Origin of the sequence: Amycolatopsis thailandensis, from assembly GCF_002234405.1 — a bacterium.
Classification (GTDB): domain Bacteria; phylum Actinomycetota; class Actinomycetes; order Mycobacteriales; family Pseudonocardiaceae; genus Amycolatopsis; species Amycolatopsis thailandensis.
On record NZ_NMQT01000016.1, the window covers coordinates 151,182 to 168,812 of the forward strand.

Annotated in this window: 13 protein-coding genes and 1 pseudogene; 4 read left to right on the top strand and 10 right to left on the bottom strand. The window is 69.3% G+C overall.

All coding sequences use genetic code 11. The features are described from left to right. Positions 1–86 precede the first annotated feature (86 nt). From CFP71_RS05245 to CFP71_RS05255, 3 genes are all read right to left on the bottom strand, one after another. On the bottom strand, positions 87–1,271 hold the full coding sequence (locus tag CFP71_RS05245) for an SWIM zinc finger family protein (RefSeq protein ID WP_093932686.1): 1,185 nt from the start codon (positions 1,269–1,271) through the stop codon (positions 87–89). Further along, a complete protein-coding gene (locus CFP71_RS05250; protein ID WP_167405999.1) occupies positions 1,271–4,036 on the bottom strand; it encodes a DEAD/DEAH box helicase in 2,766 nt (921 codons plus the stop codon). Before CFP71_RS05250 ends, CFP71_RS05245 begins: the two co-directional genes overlap by 1 nt. Before the next feature lie 129 nt (positions 4,037–4,165). Further along, a complete protein-coding gene (locus CFP71_RS05255; RefSeq protein WP_093932688.1) occupies positions 4,166–6,241 on the bottom strand; it encodes an acyl-CoA dehydrogenase family protein in 2,076 nt (691 codons plus the stop codon). Between the two features lie 156 nt (positions 6,242–6,397). On the opposite strand from CFP71_RS05255, the gene kstR reads away from it, so the two are divergent. Continuing rightward, on the top strand, positions 6,398–7,045 hold the full coding sequence (gene kstR / locus CFP71_RS05260) for a cholesterol catabolism transcriptional regulator KstR (RefSeq protein WP_093932706.1): 648 nt from the start codon (positions 6,398–6,400) through the stop codon (positions 7,043–7,045). A gap of 84 nt (positions 7,046–7,129) precedes the next feature. Here kstR and CFP71_RS05265 read toward each other — a convergent pair whose 3' ends face one another. The 3 genes from CFP71_RS05265 to icmF are packed head-to-tail and all read right to left on the bottom strand — an operon-like array spanning position 7,130 to position 12,240. Then, entirely contained in the window at positions 7,130–8,119 is a 990-nt protein-coding gene (locus CFP71_RS05265) for a TIGR03557 family F420-dependent LLM class oxidoreductase (protein WP_020637510.1), read from the bottom strand. Next, positions 8,116–8,961, bottom strand: coding sequence for an LLM class F420-dependent oxidoreductase (locus tag CFP71_RS05270; protein ID WP_093932689.1), 846 nt, complete (start codon positions 8,959–8,961; stop codon positions 8,116–8,118). Before CFP71_RS05270 ends, CFP71_RS05265 begins: the two co-directional genes overlap by 4 nt. 42 nt (positions 8,962–9,003) lie before the next feature. Next, the gene (gene icmF / locus CFP71_RS05275; RefSeq protein ID WP_093932690.1) at positions 9,004–12,240 is read right to left on the bottom strand and encodes a fused isobutyryl-CoA mutase/GTPase IcmF; all 3,237 of its coding nucleotides are present in this window, start codon (positions 12,238–12,240) and stop codon (positions 9,004–9,006) included. 135 nt (positions 12,241–12,375) lie between these two features. Between icmF and CFP71_RS05280 the strand changes: the two genes are divergently transcribed. The 3 genes from CFP71_RS05280 (at position 12,376) to CFP71_RS05290 (ending at position 14,418) form a co-directional block, all read left to right on the top strand. Next, positions 12,376–12,714, top strand: coding sequence for an ArsR/SmtB family transcription factor (locus tag CFP71_RS05280; protein WP_093932691.1), 339 nt, complete (start codon positions 12,376–12,378; stop codon positions 12,712–12,714). Further along, positions 12,707–13,360: a DUF899 domain-containing protein gene (locus CFP71_RS05285; RefSeq protein WP_093932692.1), complete on the top strand. Its 654-nt coding sequence runs from the start codon at positions 12,707–12,709 to the stop codon at positions 13,358–13,360. The genes CFP71_RS05280 and CFP71_RS05285 overlap by 8 nt, the downstream gene beginning before the upstream one ends. Positions 13,361–13,860: 500 nt before the next feature. Further along, entirely contained in the window at positions 13,861–14,418 is a 558-nt protein-coding gene (locus tag CFP71_RS05290; protein WP_093932693.1) for a dihydrofolate reductase family protein, read from the top strand. A 37-nt stretch (positions 14,419–14,455) separates the two neighbouring features. Here CFP71_RS05290 and CFP71_RS05295 read toward each other — a convergent pair whose 3' ends face one another. The 4 genes and pseudogenes from CFP71_RS05295 to CFP71_RS05310 form a co-directional block, all read right to left on the bottom strand. Continuing rightward, on the bottom strand, positions 14,456–15,019 hold the full coding sequence (locus CFP71_RS05295) for a GTP-binding protein (protein WP_020637517.1): 564 nt from the start codon (positions 15,017–15,019) through the stop codon (positions 14,456–14,458). Positions 15,020–15,047: 28 nt separating this feature from the next. Next, positions 15,048–15,794 (bottom strand): DUF742 domain-containing protein, encoded by a 747-nt coding sequence (locus CFP71_RS44595; RefSeq protein ID WP_208635883.1) that lies wholly within the window; start codon positions 15,792–15,794, stop codon positions 15,048–15,050. Positions 15,795–15,801: 7 nt separating this feature from the next. After that, entirely contained in the window at positions 15,802–16,254 is a 453-nt protein-coding gene (locus CFP71_RS05305; protein ID WP_005166055.1) for a roadblock/LC7 domain-containing protein, read from the bottom strand. Then, a pseudogene (locus CFP71_RS05310) lies at positions 16,251–17,631 on the bottom strand (nitrate- and nitrite sensing domain-containing protein); the annotation flags it as partial. The gene CFP71_RS05305 and the pseudogene CFP71_RS05310, both read right to left, overlap by 4 nt.

A 17,631-nucleotide genomic window follows, 5' to 3' on the forward strand; every position in this document is an offset into this window, starting at 1 on the left:
TCAAGCACGCGAGTCACGGCTCTGATCACGCGAGTCACGGCTTCAAGCACGCGAGTCACGTCTTCACCTCGGCCGAGCCGCCGGTGTCAGGGCGGGTAGATCACGTCCGTCGGCCGCGCGGCCCCCGGACCGTCGACCCGCCAGCCCTCACCGTCGCGCACGAAGCGATACCACTTATCGTCGCGGCCGTAGCGCAGTTGCAGATCGCCCTGGGTGATCCGGTTCCGCCAGGTCTTCGGCGTTCCCGGCAGCCCCGACTCGGCGAAGTCCGCCTTGGCCTGCGCGAGCGGAGCCTGCGCCGGTCGCCAGACCTCCCGGATCACCGCCATCCCACCCCGGCCCGCCTCACTCCAGGCCTGCGCCCAGACGGCCAGATCCCGCACCGCGATCCCGGCCGCCTCGGCGAGGTCGGCGACACCGCCGGGATCGACTGCCGCCGCCCGCCGCGCCAGGTCTTCCACGAACGACAGTTCCGTCTCGCGCTCGGGCCCCATGACCAGTAGCTCCCAGGCCCTCGCGGCGGCATCGGCGGCCAGTTCCGCGAATGTGTCGCTGCTCCAGCCGGTGCGGTGCGGCGGGTCGACGTCGAGGACCGCGGGCGGTCCGACCGTGCCAGGGACGGCCAGCCGCGGCGGCAGCGCGGCGATCCGCCGGGTGTAGGCGCGTTTCGGATCGACACCCGGCGCAGCGGGGGCGCGCACCCGCTTGCCCGGCTGGCTCGCGGGAGCCCGGCGGGCCCGCAGTTCCGCGAGCACGGCTTCCCTCGGCCTGCCGCGCAGCAGGAACAGCACGAACGGATCGGCGTCGACCTCGTCCGCGACCAGGTAGTACACCGCGGCGACGTGTTTGCACGGATTCGCGCTGTCCGGACAGGAACATTTCGGGCGGAGGTCGCCGGGACCGGGAAGCAGATCCGCGCCGGCGGCCCGCGCGTCCTCGGCCAGCTCGCCGGGCAATTCGCCGTCGAGCAGGGCGGCGACGTGCCCGAGCCGGGAACCCGCCATACCGAGCAGGCTTTCCCACTGCGCGTCGGTGAACGCCCGCATGTGGATGGTCACCCGGTACGGCACCGCCCGGCTGCCCTGCACCCAGGCCGTTACCTCACCGGCGCCGACCACGAGCTTGCTGACCGTGTCTTTGCGCGCGTACGTCCGGCCGCGTGGGAGCCGGTTCGGGTCGAGCTTGGCACGCTCCTCCAGCGCCTCGACCCACGCCGCGCCCCACCACGTGTTGCCGAAGGTGCGCCGTTTCCGGCCGGTCACGCCCGGCATCAGGTCTCCCCGAGCCGGACGAGGGCGGCGAGCTCGTCGTCGGACAGCTCGGTGATCCAGTTCTCGCCCGCGCCGATGACCGAGTCGGCCAGCCCGCGTTTGGTCTCCAGTACCGTGGCGATGCGCTCTTCCAGGGTGCCTTCGGCGATCAGCCGGTGCACCTGGACCGGCCTGTCCTGCCCGATCCGGTACGCGCGGTCGGTGGCCTGGTCCTCGACCGCCGGGTTCCACCAGCGGTCGTAGTGGATCACGTGGGTGGCCTTGGTCAGGTTGAGCCCGACGCCGCCCGCCTTGAGCGACAACAGGAACACCGGCACCTCGCCCGCCTGGAACCGGGCGACCATGTCCTCGCGGTCCTTGGGCGTGCTCGACCCGGACAGCAGCATCGTCGGGAGCCCGCGTTCGGCCAGGCGTTTCTCCAGCAGGCGGCACAGCTGGACGTACTGGCTGAACACGAGCACGCTGTCGCCTTCGTCGAGGATGACGTCGAGCAGTTCCTCGAAGGCGGCGAGTTTCCCGGACCGGCCGTGCAGCACCCCGGGTTCCTTGAGGTACTGCGCCGGATGGTTGCAGATCTGCTTGAGTTCGGTGAGCAGTTTCAGCACCTGTCCGCGCCGGGCCGCGCCGTCCAGCTCGCGGATCATCGCGAGATTCTCCCGGACCACGGCCTCGTACAGGGTCGTCTGCTCGGCGGTGAGCGGGACGAACCGGTCGGTCTCGGTCTTGCGCGGGAGTTCGGGCGCGATGTCCGGATCGGTCTTCTTGCGGCGCAACAGGAACGGCCGCACGGTCGTGGCCAGCCGCTCGGTGACGGCGGTGTCGCGGTCGCGTTCGATCGGCCGGGCGACCTTGCGGCGGAAACCGTCGAGCGAGCCGAGCAGGCCCGGCGTCGTCCAGTCCACAATGGACCAAAGCTCGGTGAGCCGGTTCTCCATCGGCGTTCCGGTCAGGGCGACCTTCGCGGCGGCCGGGATCTTCCGCAGCTCCTTGGCGGTGACCGAAAGCGGGTTCTTGACGTGTTGCGCCTCGTCGGCGGCGATCATCCCCCAGTCCACTTCGGACAGTGCCGCGCGATCCCGGCGGAGAACGCCGTACGTGGCGAGCACGACCTCGTCCGGCGCGACCTCGTCGAGATGCCGTCCGCCGCCGTGGAACCGGCGCACCGGGATGTCCGGCGCGAACCGGGCGAACTCGCGTTCCCAGTTGCCCAGCAACGACGTCGGGCACAGGACGAGCGTGGGGCCCTCCCCGCGCGGACGGCGGTGCAGATGCAGGGAGATGAGCTGGATCGTCTTGCCCAGCCCCATGTCGTCGGCGAGGCACGCGCCGAGACCGAGCCCGGTCATCGTGGCCAGCCAGGCGAGGCCGGCCTTCTGATACGGCCGCAGGGTGGCCTTCAGCTCCGCGGGCTGCTCGATCGGCTCTTCGGCGCTTTCCCGGATGCGCTGGAGCAGCCCGGTCAACGCCGACGGGGCGCTGAACTCGACCTTCTCGCCGTCCAGTTCCAGTTCGCCGGTGAGCGCCGCGGCCAGCGCTTCGGCTCCGGACAGCTTCTTCGCGCGATGAGCGCGCACCTTGGCGATCAGGCGCGCGTCGACCTTGACCCATTTGCCGCGCAGCCGCACCAGCGGCCGTTTCGCCTCCGCGAGCGCGGTGACCTCGGCGTCGGTGAGCTCCTCGTCCCCGAGGCTCAGCCGCCAGCGGAACTGCAGCAGGCTCTTGAGCGTGAACTCGGGCCCGGTGACACTGCCCGGGGCCTGCGTCGCGCTCGCTTTCGCCTTGAGTTCGCCCGAGAAGAGGTTCTTCGGCCACTGCACCTCGATACCGGCGCCGCCGAGGGCCGCGTCGCCGTGGGTCAGCAGGTCGACGACCTCGTCGTACTCCAGCGCCAGCTCGGTCGGCGCGGCCGACCGGAGAATGCGCCCGAGCGGAGCCCACGCCCTGGCGCCGCGGCGCAGACCGAGCAGCATCTGGGTCTCGACCTGCTCACCCATCCGCTCCAAGACGGCTTCGGGCGCGTCCCACAGTGTCGCCGCTTCGACGATCAGGCTCGGATCCGCGGCGCTCCGCACGGCGACGACGGCGGCGAACGTCGCCTCGCCTTCGGGGTCCTCGGGTTCGTACACCTCCATACGCAGCACGAGATGCGCGCCCTGCGCCTGGCGGGCGCTCAGTTCCGCGAGCCACGCGGCGCCGTCCGGCCCGACCAGCGTCGGCTCCGCCGAGGCGAACGCCGGACCGCCCGCCGCGACACTCGCGGCAGGCGTGCGGACCAGCACGTCCGCCGTCGCGTCCCAGAACGCGCGGATCAACGACTCCGGCGAGTGCAGCCGGATGCGTTTCAGCCCGGACAGCGGCAGCGCGTGCGCCTCGGGCGGCAACGCGGCGGCGAGACCGCGCAGCATCTCCTCGTCGGCGACGTCGAGCGGGCCGACCCGCCACGAATCCACCCCGCCGGGCGAGGCCGCGGGCAGCAGCCTCCCTCGGGCGATGAGGTTGACCCCGGCCTCGGCGACGGCCGACCACGCCGCGATGGCCGGACTCAGATCGCCCTCGGCTGTCAGCAGCCGGGGAATCGCGCGTGACAACGGGACGAGCGCCGCGTCGACCTTCGTGCGCCGGAAGACCTTCCCGACCGGCAGCACGAGTTCGATCGCGGTGTCACCCGCTACGCCGTCTCCCCAGAGCGCCAGCACGCCGTCCCGCGGGGGATCCGAGGGGACGAAGGTGGCTTGGGTTCCTGTGCCGAACTCCACGCCCCGCACGCTAGAGCACGGGACCGACAGCTGTCGGGCGGCGGTGTCATGAAAGGGGCTTTCAGGACACAAAACGTCTTGAAAGCCCCTTTCATGACACTCGAAACGGCCGTGACCGGGACTTTCACGACCCGGCCGTCAGGAGCGCGGGAGCCCCAGCAGCCGCTCAGCGGTCAGCGAGAGCAGCACCTGAGTGGTGCCGCCCGCGATGCTGAGGCACCGCGTGAGCAGGAACTCGTGCTGCGCCGGGTCACCGGCCACGAGGGCGCCCTCGCCGAGCGCCTCCAGCGCGAATTCCGCCACCGCCTGCCGGTGCCGGACGCCCAGCAGCTTCCGCACGCTCGACTCGGCGCCCGGATCCTGACCGTCGAGCCGCCGCAGCGTCGCCCGTAGATCCAGGACCGAACACGCGCTCCCGTCGGCGATGAGCTCGCCGAGTTTCTCCAGGTCCGCGCCATCGCCGAGGGTGGCGAGCAGGTTTTCGACGCCCTCCCCCACCGCGGATCCGCTGCCGAGGGCGACGCGCTCGTTGGCCAGCGTGGTCCGCGCGAGCCGCCAGCCGCCGTCGATCTCCCCGACCACCATGTCGTCGGGGACGAAGACGTCGTCGAGGAACACCTCGTTGAAGACGGCGTCGCCGGTGATCTCGCGCAGGGGCCGCGTGCTGATCCCGGCGGCGGTCATGTCGACGAGGAAGTAGGTGATCCCCTTGTGTTTCGGCGCGTCCGGATCGGTGCGCGCCAGGCAGATCGCCCAATCGGCTTCGCGGGCGAGTGAGGTCCACACCTTCTGGCCGTTGAGCAGCCACCCGCCGTCGGTTCGCCGCGCCGTCGTGCGGAGCGACGCGAGATCGGAGCCCGCCTCGGGCTCGCTGAACAGCTGGCACCAGGTGATCTCGCCACGCAAAGTGGGCGCGGCGAACCGTTCGCGCTGGGCCTCGGAGCCGTGTTCCAGCAGCGTCGGCACCGCCCAGGCGCCGATGACCAGATCCGGGCGCCGGACGCCGGCTTCGGCGAGCGCGGCGTCGATCCGGAGTTGCTCGGCGGCGGAGGCGCCCCGGCCGTACGGCGCGGGCCAATGCGGGGCCAGCAACCCCGCATCGGCCAGCACGACGCGCCGCCCCGATTCAGGCAGGGCGGCGATTTCGCCGACCAGGTCACGGAGTCCGGCGTCTTCACCGACTTCGACGCTCAACGTGCGGCGATCGCCGCGCAGCGCGAGTTCGGCGGCGCGACGCCGCCAGCGGGCGGAACCCCCGAGCCACTGCCGCAAGGCCACGGCACGGCGCAGATAGAAGTGCGCGTCATGCTCCCAGGTGAATCCGATGCCGCCGAGGACCTGAATGCAGTCCTTCGCGTTGGCCACGGCCGCGTCGAGGGCGTAGGCCGCCGCCGTCGCGGCCGCGAGGGCGTGCTGCGCCGGGTCTTCGGCCGCCCTCGCCGCGTCCCACGCCAGTGCGTCGGTGGCTTCGGCGCGGCAGAGCATTTCCGCGCACAGATGCTTGATCGCCTGGAACGACCCGATCGGGCGACCGAACTGTTCTCGCACCTTCGCGTACTCGACGGCGGTCCGAAGACACCATCGCGCGATCCCGGCGGCTTCGGCGGCACCGAGTGTGGCGGCGTAGGCATCCACCGGCAGAGCGTCGAAAACGGCCTCGGGCCGCGCGCTCGCGCACCGGACACGGCCGACCGGCCGGGAGACGTCGAACGGGTCGCACTCCTCGATGTCCACTCCGGACGTCCCAGGTGGAATGAGCGCGGCGAAGTCCCCATCGGACACCAGCAACCATGCCGAAGGGTGAACGTCGAGGGCCGGACCCGACTCGCCGTCGACCATCGAATCCGTGACACGGAAGCCCCGCCCGAGCACCACCGCCATCCGCTCGGTCCCGTCCGCGAGACCGGGCAGGATCTCTTTGGCCGCTTGGGAAACCGTCGCGAGCAACGCGCCACCCAACGCCGTCCCGAGGACAGGACCGGGCACGAGCGCTTCGGCCGCTTCGGCGAGCCCGGCGGCCAGATCGACGAGCGTGCCGCCGGCGCCGCCGACGTCTTCGGGAATCGCCACGCCGAACAGGCCGAGTTCCGCCAGTCCGGGCGGCGGCTCGGCGATCCGGCCACTCCGGACGGAGTCGACCGGATGGACGGAAGCCGCCCAAGCCCGGATCGACGCGGCCAGCGCCGCCTGTTCCTCGGTGAGCGCGATCGACACGGGTGGGACCTCCTCGTCGGACCTACCCGCGAGTGTAGAACGTGTTACAGTTTCTTGCCCAGTGGGTCACGTCTTGAACAGTTCGTCCGCTTGGGTACGCTACGCGGAGAAAGTGGAACAAGTTACGAAGATCGTTCGATGAAGGGGGACGTGGCGATGCCAGGGAAGGCCAAGGCACCCACGAGCGCGAAAGCTCGAAGCGGCAACGGTCTCTCCGCGCTGGGCGGCGAGGAGCTCGGCTCCGCGGCCCAACGCGACCGGCGGCGCCGCATCATCGACGCGACCCTCACCCTCGCCGCGAAGGGCGGGTACGACGCGGTCCAGATGCGGGCGGTCGCCGAGAAGGCGGACGTCGCGCTCGGCACGCTGTACCGCTACTTCCCCTCGAAGATCCACCTGCTGGTTTCCGGGCTGGCCAGGGAATTCGAACGCGCGCAGGAGAAACTGGACCGCGCGGCCATCCCCGGCGAAACCCCGAGCGAGCGGCTCATGTTCGTCCTCGGCCGCAACACCCGGATGATGCAGCGGGACCCGCATCTCACCGAGGCCATGGTCCGCGCGTTCATGTTCGCCGACACCACCGCGGCCGCCGAGGTCGAGCAGGTCGGGCGGCTGATGGAGAACATGTTCGCCAAGGCCATGGGCATCGAGGACCCGACCGAGGCCGATCGCGACATCTTCCACGTCATCGCCGACGTCTGGATGGCGAACCTCGTCGCCTGGGTGACGCGGCGCGCTTCGGCCGCCGACGTCGCGAACCGGCTGGAGCTGTCGGTGCACCTGCTGCTGGACAAGAACGCCTGACGCAGCGCGCTTCTCGTGCGATGAAGGGGCCTTTCATAGCAAATTTTGCTATGAAAGGCCCCTTCATCGCAGCGTCGGCGCGCGTCAGGCGGTCAGCTTGGGCAGCACGTCCCGGCCGAAGGTCTCGATGAACTCGTCCTGGTTCCGGCCCACGTTGTGGACGTAGATCCGGTTGAAGCCGGCGTCGACGTACTTCTGCAGCGCCGCGCGATGCACGTCCGGATCGGACGAGACGACCATGCGGCCCTCGAAGTCCTCACGCCGCACCAGTTTCGCCATCTGCGCGAAGTCGAACGGCGAGCGGATGTCGGCCTTCGGGAACTTCATGCCGCCGTTGGGCCACTGGTCCATCGCGTTGGCCCACGCCGTCTCGTCGTCCTCGGCCCACGACAGGTGCACCTGCAGCAGCTTCGGCATCGAGTCCGGGTCCTTGCCCGCCTTGCGCGCGCCGGTGCCGAAGTTGTCGAGGATCCCCGCCAGCTTCTCGATCGACGCGCCGGGCGTGATCAGCCCGTCCGCGAGCTCACCGGTCTTGCGCGAGGTGTACGGCCCGGCCGACGCGATGTAGATCGGCGGCGGCTCGTCAGGCAGCGTCCACAGCCGGGTGGTGTGCAGTTTGAAGAACTCGCCGCTGTGCTTGACGTCCTTGCCGGTGAACAGCTTCCGGATGACCTCGAGCGCCTCGAACATCCGCCGCACCCGCTCGGGCGCCTCGGGCCAGTAGCCGCCGATGATGTGCTCGTTGAGCGCCTCACCGGAGCCGATGCCGAGCCAGGTCCGGCCCGGGTAGGTCGCCTCCAGCGTCGCCGCGGCCTGCGCGACCATCGACGGATGCAGCCGGAACGACGGGCACGTCACGCCCGGCCCGAGGTCGCCGGTGGTGTTCTCCGCCAACGAGGCGAGCACGCTCCACACGAAGGAAGCTTCACCCTGTTGAGGGACCCACGGCTGGAAGTGGTCGGCGGCCATCTGGCCGGAGAACCCGTGTTGTTCGGCCAGCGCCGCCAGCCGGATCGACTCGCGCGGCGAGAACTGCTCCAGCGCCGCCGCCAAGCCGATTTGCACCTCAGTCACGCCTGCTGCCCCTTTCGAAAGCTCTCGGCGACCTTCGCGTACTGGTCGAGTAGCTCCAGTGTCGCCGCTTCGGGCTCGGTCGGCAGGAAGATCGTCGCCTCGTCGACGCTTCCGCTCTCCAGCGAACGCAGCGCCTCCACCTCGGGCGTGGCACCGAAGGCCGAGAACTTGATGTCGGTCCGGCCCTGGTCGGCCAGCCACTGGCGAGCCCGGCGAAGCTCCTCCGGCGGGGTGTGCGCGTGCGGCAGCCAGCCGTCGCCGTACTTCGCGATCCGCTCCATCGCCTTCTCCCCCGCGCCGCCGATGTAGATCGGCGGATGGGGCTTCTGCACCGGCTTGGGCCAGGCGAAGATCGGGTCGAAGTCGACGTGCTTGCCGTGGAACTCGGCCTCGTCCTTGGTCCAGATCTCCTTCAGCGCGGCGAGCTGTTCGTCGACGAGGGCGCCTCGCGTGCGCGGATCGGTGCCGTGATTGCGCATTTCCTCCCGGTTCCACCCGACGCCGACGCCGAAGACGAACCGGCCTCGCGAGACCAGGTCCAGCGAAGCGACTTCTTTCGCCGTGTGGATGACGTCGCGCTGCTGGAGCAGCGCGACACCCGTGCCCAGCAGCAGGTTCGACGTGGCCCCGGCCGCGGCCGTCAGCGCGACGAACGGGTCCAGCGTCCGGTAGTACACGCGCGGCAGCTCGCCACCGCCCGGGTACGGCGTTTCCCGGCTGACCGGGATGTGCGAATGCTCCGCGATGTGGAGCGAGCTGAACCCGCGCTCTTCGACGGCCGCGGCGAGGACGTCCGGCCTGATGCCTTCATCGGTGATGAAGGTGGCGATTCCGATCTCCATGTTCAGCAACTACCCGAACACGCCCCGCGATATTCCCGGCGGCTAGACGTTGCGCCGGTACTGCCCGCCCACCTCGAAGAACGCCTCGGTGATCTGGCCGAGCGAACACACCCTCGCCGCGTCCATCAGCACGCCGAACAGGTTGCCGCCGCGGGTCGCCGCCTCGCGCAGCGTCTTGAGCGCGACCTGCGCCTCGGCGTGGTGCCGGTGCTGGAAGTCCTCCAGCCGGTTCAGCTGCGACACCTTCTCGTCCTCGGTCGCCCGCGCGAGTTCGACCTCGACGTCGTTCTCGCCGCCGTGCGGATTGCGGAAGGTGTTGACGCCGATGATCGGCAGGGTGCCGTCGTGCTTCTGGCGTTCGTAGAGGATCGACTCGTCCTGGATCTTGCCGCGCTGGTAGCCGGTCTCCATCGCGCCCAGGACGCCGCCGCGCTCCGAAATCCGGTCGAATTCCAGCAGGACGGCCTCTTCGACCAGGTCGGTCAGCTCGTCGATGATGAACGAGCCCTGCAACGGGTTCTCGTTCTTCGACAGGCCCCATTCCTTGTTGATGATCATCTGGATGGCCATCGCCCGGCGCACCGAGCTCTCCGACGGCGTCGTGATGGCCTCGTCGAAGGCGTTGGTGTGCAAGGAGTTCGCGTTGTCGTACAGCGCGCACAGCGCCTGCAGCGTGGTGCGGATGTCGTTGAAGCTCATCTCCTGCGCGTGCAGCGACCGGCCGGAGGTCTGCACGTGGTACTTGAGCTTCTGCGAGCGGTCGTTGGCGCCGTAGCGCTCCCGCATCGCGACCGCCCAGATCCGGCGCGCGACCCGGCCCAGCACCGAGTACTCGGCGTCCATGCCGTTGGAGAAGAAGAACGACAGGTTCGGCGCGAAGTCGTCGATGTTCATCCCGCGCGCGAGGTAGCTCTCGACGTAGGTGAAACCGTTCGACAGGGTGAACGCCAGCTGCGAGATCGGGTTCGCCCCGGCCTCGGCGATGTGATAGCCGGAGATCGACACCGAGTAGAAGTTCCGGACGCCGTGGTCGATGAACCATTCCTGGATGTCGGCCATCATCCGCAGGCTGAACTCGGTGGAGAAGATGCAGGTGTTCTGCCCCTGGTCCTCCTTGAGGATGTCCGCCTGCACGGTGCCGCGGACGTTGCGCAGCGCCCATTCGCGCAGTTCGACGGCCTCGGCTTCGGACGGCTCGCGGCCGTGCTCGGTCTTGAACGCCTCGACGCGCTGGTCGATCGCGGTGTTGAGGAAGAACGCGAGGATCGTCGGCGCCGGGCCGTTGATCGTCATCGACACCGACGTGCTCGGCGACGTCAGGTCGAAGCCGTCGTAGAGCACCTCCATGTCCTCCAGCGTCGCGATGGAGACGCCGGAGGTACCGACCTTGCCGTAGATGTCCGGGCGGGTGTGCGGGTCGTGCCCGTAGAGGGTCACGGAGTCGAACGCGGTCGAAAGGCGCTTCGCGTCGGAATCGGCCGACAGGAGCTTGAACCGCTTGTTGGTACGGAACGGGTCGCCCTCGCCGGCGAACATGCGCGCCGGGTCCTCGCCCTCGCGCTTGAACGGGAAAACACCCGCGGTGTAAGGGAAGTATCCGGGCAGGTGCTCGCGTCGCAGGAACGACAGTAGCTCGCCGGACTCGGTGTAGCGCGGCAGCGCCACGCGCGGGATCCGGTTGCCGGACAGCGTGTCGCGCCAGAGCTGGGTGTGCAGTTCCTTGTCGCGGATCTTCACGACCAGTTCGTCGGCGCGGTAGGACTCGGCGAGTTCCTGGAAGCGGGCGAGCAGATTTGTCGACTCACCGTCCACATCGGACTCGGCGGCCGCGAGCAGCCCGTCGAGCGCGTCGGTGCTCGCGTCGACGGCGGCCAGCGCCTCCTTGGCGGCGGCGAGGTGTTCGCGCTTGCGGAGCGCGGCGACCTGCTGCTCGGTCTTGGTGTGGTAACCGCGGACGGTGTCGGAGATCTCGGCGAGGTAGCGCGTCCGGTTGGCCGGGATGATCGTGCTGGCGTCGGTCGAGACCTTGCCCTCGACCTTCGGGAGCACGCCGGGCGAGACGGTCAGGCCGCGCTCGGCGAGGGTGTCGCGCAGGTGCTGATAGAGCGCGGTGACACCGTCGTCGTTGAACTTCGCGGCGCTCGTGCCGTAGACCGGCATGTCCTCGGGCGAGGAGCTGAACGCCTCGCGGTTGCGGACGAGCTGGCGCGCGACGTCACGACGAGCGTCTTCGGCGCCACGGCGCTCGAACTTGTTGATCGCGACCGCGTCGGCGAAGTCGAGCATGTCGATCTTCTCCAGCTGCGACGCCGCGCCGAACTCCGGCGTCATGACGTACAGCGACTGGTCCACGTAGTCGACGATGCCGGCGTCACCCTGGCCGATACCCGGCGTCTCGACGATCACGAGGTCGAAGCCCGCGGCCTTGCAGGCGAGGATCGACTCGGAAAGCCCGGTCGGGATCTCGCCGCTGGTGGTCCGGGTGGCGAGCGAACGGAAGTAGACCGGGCTGCCGTCGAGGCAGTTCATCCGGATGCGGTCGCCGAGCAGCGCTCCCCCGCCCTTGCGGCGCGACGGGTCGACGGCGAGCACGGCGATGCGGAGCTTGTCCTCCTGGTCCAGCCGGAACCGGCGGATCAGCTCGTCGGTGAGCGACGACTTGCCCGAACCACCCGTTCCGGTGATGCCGAGGACCGGCACCGTCCGCGACTTGGCGGTTTCGGCGATCTTGTCGAGCCACGCCTGCGGCAGCGCCTCGCGCTGAAGCTGCGTGATGACACGGGACAGCGCCGGGATGTCACCCGAAAGCAGTTTGTCGACCGAATCCGGCGGCTGCGTGGTCAGGTCTGTGTCGCAGGCCTTGATCATCAGGTTGATCATGCCCGGGAGGCCCATTTCGTAGCCGTCCTCGGGCGAGAAGATCCGGGCGACACCCCGCGAGTGCAGCAGGTCGATCTCCTCGCGGACGATGACGCCACCGCCACCGCCGAACACCTTGATGTGCCCCGCGCCGCGTTCGTTGAGCAGCTCGACCAGGTAGCTGAAGTACTCGACGTGCCCGCCCTGGTAGGCGCTGATGGCCACGCCCTGGACGTCCTCGGCGATGGCCGCCGTCGCGACCTCGTCGACCGACCGGTTGTGCCCGAGGTGCACCACCTCCGCGCCCTGCGACTGCAGGATGCGCCGCATGATGTTGATGGACGCGTCGTGCCCGTCGAAGAGGCTCGACGCCGTCACGAACCGAACGGGGTTCACGGGCCGGTGCAGGTCGCTGCTCATCCCTCCAAAATACTAGGACTTCCTACTGTTTTAAACCCATCCACTCGCGTGACGGCGCTCTCACTCGTCCTTGACAGATCAACTCACACCAGTACATTCAACCTCAGGGTTAAACAACCGATTGATTGAGCAGCGATGACCACTGATCAGCTCAGCGCCACGTTCGCCGCCTTGGCGGACCCCACCCGGCGGGCGATCCTCGCCCGCCTCTCCACGGGCGAGGCCAGCGTCAACGAGCTGGCCGAGCCCTTTCCGGTCAGCCTCCAGGCCGTCTCCAAGCACCTGAAAGTCCTCGAACGCGCGGGCTTGATCAGCCGGAGCCGGACGGCGCAATGGCGGCCCTGCCGGCTCGAAGCCGCCCCGCTCGGCGAGGTCTCCGACTGGGTCGAGCGCTACCGGCAGTTCTGGGAAGGCGGCTTCGACCGGATGGAGCGGCACCTGGCCGAACTACAGAAAGGCGACAAGGATGACTGAGACCACGACACTGCCGGACATCGTCTCGCAGGACGAGTGGCAGATCGCGCGAGACGCTTTGCTGGCCGAGGAAAAGGAGCTGACCCGCGCCGCGGACGCGGTCGCCGCCCAACGGCGACGGCTGCCGATGGTCCGCTTCGACGCCGGGTACGAATTCGAAGGCCCCCAGGGCCGGGTCTCCCTGCTGGACCTGTTCGAGGGACGACGCCAGCTGATCGTCTACCACTTCATGCTCGCCCCCGGGCAGGAGGCGGGCTGCCCCGGCTGCTCGTTCCTCGTGGACAACATCGGCCACCTCGCGCACCTCCACGCCCGCGACACCACGCTGTCAGTGGTCGCGCCGGCGACCCTGCCCGAGATCGAGCGGTACAAGGAACGGATGGGCTGGACCGTCCCGTGGGTCTCCACGCGTGACGGCTTCAACGCGGACTGCGGCATCGACGGCGGGTTCGGCGTCAGCGTCTTCCTGCGCGACGGCGACGACGTGTTCCGCACCTACTTCACCACGGCTCGCGGCGGGGACCAGCTGGTGGGGACGCTGCGCTACCTGGACCTGACGCCGCTCGGGCGGCAGGAGGCCTGGGAGGAGTCCAGCCGCGGGACCGACGGCCCCGGGCACTGGTGGAAGCGGCACGACGAGTACTGAGCCCGCACCCGCCGCATTTAGTCCTCTGGATGCGCCCGAGGCGGCTTCGCTGCGAGGGGTCTACCCCGGCCACAAGTCCGTGAAGGCCTCCTTGCCTACCCTCAAGGTAGTGAAGGAGGCCTTCACGGAACCGCCAGGCTTTTCACAAGCGCCCCAGGAACCCCACGAACCTCAGTGGCCACCTCGGAAGCGCGTGAAGGCCCCCATCCCTCGGCTGAGCGAAGGAAACTCGACCTTCACACCTTGCGGCAACCACGGGATGCAGAGACCAACGCGTTTAGTCCTCTGGATGCGCCCGAGGCGGCCGGCCGGACTGTCCGTGAAGGCCTCCTTGAGGGACTCTGGGTCCCTCAAGGAGGCCTTCACGGAATGCCGTGCCGTGAAACCCGCCGCATTTAGTCCTCTGAATGTGCGAAGGGCGTGTCGAGAACGCCGTCGCCGCTCCGACCCCCAGGTGTCCGGCGCCCGGGAAGCGGGCGCCAACCCGAAGGGAACACCCCATGCGCAAGCTCGTCTACTTCGTCCACACCTCGGTCGACGGCAACATCGAAGGCCCGAACGGCGAGTTCGACTGGCCCGAGATGGGTCCCGAACTGTCCGGCCACTCCAAGGAACTGGCCGACCGCTCGGACACCTTCGTCTACGGGCGGCGCGTCTGGGAGATGATGACGTCGTTCTGGCCTGAGGCCGAGAAGCACTCGACCCACCCGCACGTCCTGGATTTCGCGCCGATCTGGCGGGGGACGAAGAAGATCGTCGTCTCCCGGACACTGGAAAAGGCGGATTGGGACACGGAGGTCGTCAACGGCGACCTCGCCGAGCGCATGACCGAACTCAAGGCGAGGCCGGGCAAGGATCTGCTGCTCACCGGCGGGACCGAACTGGCCACCGCGTGCGCCCACCACGGTCTGATCGACGAGTTCCACGTCGTCGTGCACCCGGTGGTGCTCGGTGGCGGGAAGCAAGTGCTCGCGGGCGGTGCCCGGGCGAACCTGCGGTTGACCGGCACCCGCACGATGGACGGGCGCGCGGTCCTGCTGACCTACGAAAAGGCGTGAAACCGGGGCGGCAGCCCCTACGCTGCCGCCGTCGGGATCACCTCGAGTTGCTCGCGCGCAACGCGATCCACTGCCGCATCGCGTACTCGACCAGGGTGATCAGCGTCTGCTTCGTCGACTCCCGCTCCCGCGCGTCGCACCGGACGATCGGGATGTTGGGGTCGATGGACAGCGCTTCACGCACGTCGTTGATGTCGTGTTCGAGGATGCCGTCGAAGGTGTTGACCCCGACGATGTAGGGCAGGCCCCGGTCCTCGAAGAAGTCGATCGGCGCGAACGAGTCGGCCAGCCGTCGCGTGTCGGCCAGCACCACGGCGCCGATCGCGCCGCGGACGAGGTCGTCCCACATGAACCAGAACCGCTGCTGCCCGGGCGTGCCGAACAGGTAGAGGATCAGGTCCGCGTCCAGGGACACCCGGCCGAAGTCCATCGCGACCGTGGTGGTCGACTTGTTGGGCGTCTGGTCGAGGTTGTCGATCCCCCGACTGGCGTCGGTCATCATCGCCTCGGTGGTGAGCGGGACGATCTCCGACACCGACCCGACGAAGGTCGTCTTGCCCGCACCGAAGCCACCCGCCACGACGATCTTCGCGGATGTCATGGTCGGGGGCGCGGTGTCCCGCGGTGCCTTAAAGCCGACGGAGTCCACTCAAAACCCTTTCCATCAACACCAGATGTGCCTCGGCGCCGTCATTGCCCGAAATCGTCTTGTGCACGCTGACCAGTCCCGCGTCCGCCGCGTCGCTGATCAGCACGCGTGCCACACCCAGCGGTACACGCAGGGTCGCCGCGATCTCGGCGACCGAACGCGGGGTCCGGCACTCCTCGATGATCGAAATGCATTCGATCTGGTCCGCGGCCACCGCGGGAAGGCTACCCGCCGCTACGTGGTCCTTGGTGGAGATGAGGGTCTCCAGCTCGAGAGCGTAGTTCGCCTTGGTCCGGCCGCCGGTGAGGGCATAGGGACGGACTATCGCCGTCTCCTCGAGCGGCGACGGCGCCTGCTCGAAGACGGCGGGCATGATGAACTCGCCACTGGGTGGACCCGGGTCGAAAAGACCACCTGGTCTCGGCCCGACGGCGCCTGCGCCGCTGTCGGGTGGAGAGGCAAGTGAGGTCACGCGGTCTCCTTGATCGGTCGGCTGCGGGACTGCCGATTCCCCGGCGGCGTGTGCTCCGCTCACCGGGAAATCCTCGGACTGCTTGTTCTTCTTGCGCTTCCGACGACCACGGCCCGAATCCAGGGTGAAGCCGTTCAAGACGTCGGCGAAGGTGCCGTCGTCCCGTGAACCGGCAGCATGGGCAGCCCCCGGGTACGGAGGCTGGTGTTCACCCGTCCCCGGCGGGTCGCCGAAGGATCCGGATCCGGTGCTCATCGGGACATCATCCCACCGGTTCGCCGATCAGCGACCCACCGGCGCCCTGCAATTGTGCGCGGAGTTCCGGAGTGAGTATCTGACCAACGCGATCGACGAGCATCGTCATCTCGTAGGCGACCTGTCCGATGTCGCAGTTCGGGGCGGCGAGGATGGCCAGGCACGAGCCGTCGCTGATGGACATCAGCACCATGATGCCGAGTTCCATCTCGACGACGGTCTCGTTGACAGCGCCCGCTTCGAAGCAGCGCGCGGCGCCCTGGGTCAGGCTCACCAGGCCGGACGCGACGGCGGCCAGCTGGTCGGCGCGGTCCAGCGGAAGCCTGCTGGACGCGGTGAGCAGGAGGCCGTCCGCCGACACGACCACGGCGTGCGCCACTCCGGGTACCCGCTCGGCGAAGTCATTGACCAGCCACCCGAACTGGTTCTGCTGGGGCTGGGCCGGGTTCGGCGAGGTCATTCACCCTCCAGGGTTTCGTGGTTGCCTTCGGTCGCCTGGGCTGTGTGGTGCCGTCCGCGCTGGATGCCCTGCTGGAAGCTGCTCAGGCGACCGCGCACGTCGTGCGCGTCTCGCTGTGGTCGGGGGGTGACCGCCCCGGCGGGGGGTCCCGCGCTGCCCGGGAGCAGTTGCTCCCCGCGACGGCGCCTGGGTAATCCTGCCGAAGTCATCCTCGAGGGCACAGACTGGGACACCGCTTGGGCGGCTTTCCAGCCTTCGTCGGAGCCGAAGTTCCAGGCATCGGTCTCCTCGACAGCGGAGACCGGTTCCGGTTCCGGGGGCGCTGCCTGCGGTTTCTTCTCCGGTTTCCGGCTCGGCAACGCGGCCGGCGACGCAGCCGGACGCGCGGCCGTCTCCACCGAATCCGCCGGCTCCGACAGCTCCACGGCCTTCGCGGGAGCCGGCTCCGGCGTCGTGTCCGGCTGGGTGGCGGGGAGCTGCGCGGTGGCCGGAGCGGCCTTGTCCGCCGCTTCCTTGCGGCCCCGTTTGACGCCCTGCTGGAAGCTGCTGAGCCTGCCGCGCACGTTCGCCGGGTCGCGGACCGGCAGGTCCGACTTGGCGGCGGGTTCGGCGGCCGGGACCGACGACGCCGCACTGCCCGGCAGCAGCTGCTCACCCTTGCGGCGGCGCGGCAACCCGGCCTGGGTGAACGTCGACGGCGCGTGCTGGGAAACCTCCTGGACCGTGCGGAAAGCCTTGTCACTGGCGAAGTCCCAGTTGCGGGCTTCCTGCTCGGCGGCGGAACCGGCTTCGTCGGCGGGCTCGGCCGTCTTCTTCTCTTCGGGTTCCTTCTTTCCCGGCTTCTCCTTGGCCGAGGGTTTGGCCGCGGGCTTGTCCGGAGCGGGCGAACGGAACCACGCCGAGAGCATCTCGTCGAAGATCGGCGTCGTCTCCGACGCGGTGGGCGCCGGTGAGGCGGCCGGGGGCGGTGTGGTCGCCTGGCTCCACCATTCGCTCAGCGTCGTGCTGTTCTTGGCCTCGAACAGTTCCTTGCCGCTGGGCAGCTCGTCTTCGGCCGCGGCCGGCGCGGACGCGGCGGGCTTCGCCGTCTCCTCGGCGACCGGCTCGGGCTCGGCGGCGGGCTCCGGTTCGGGCTGACGCGGCTGCGGCGCCGGAGGCGGTGTCGTCTCGTCCCGGGGGATCGGGCTGAACAGCGCCGTTCCCGAAATCTCCACAGTGGACGGTGGCCGCGGCTCCTGGGTCTGGCTGTGCCCGTTCACCCCGGGTTTGGTGTGACCGGCCAGATCGTTGGCCGACGGCCACCGCTCGCCGCCCTGCGGCGGGACACTCGGCATCCCCGGTCGCGAACCGTTCGTCGCGGGGCGCTGGCGGCGCGGC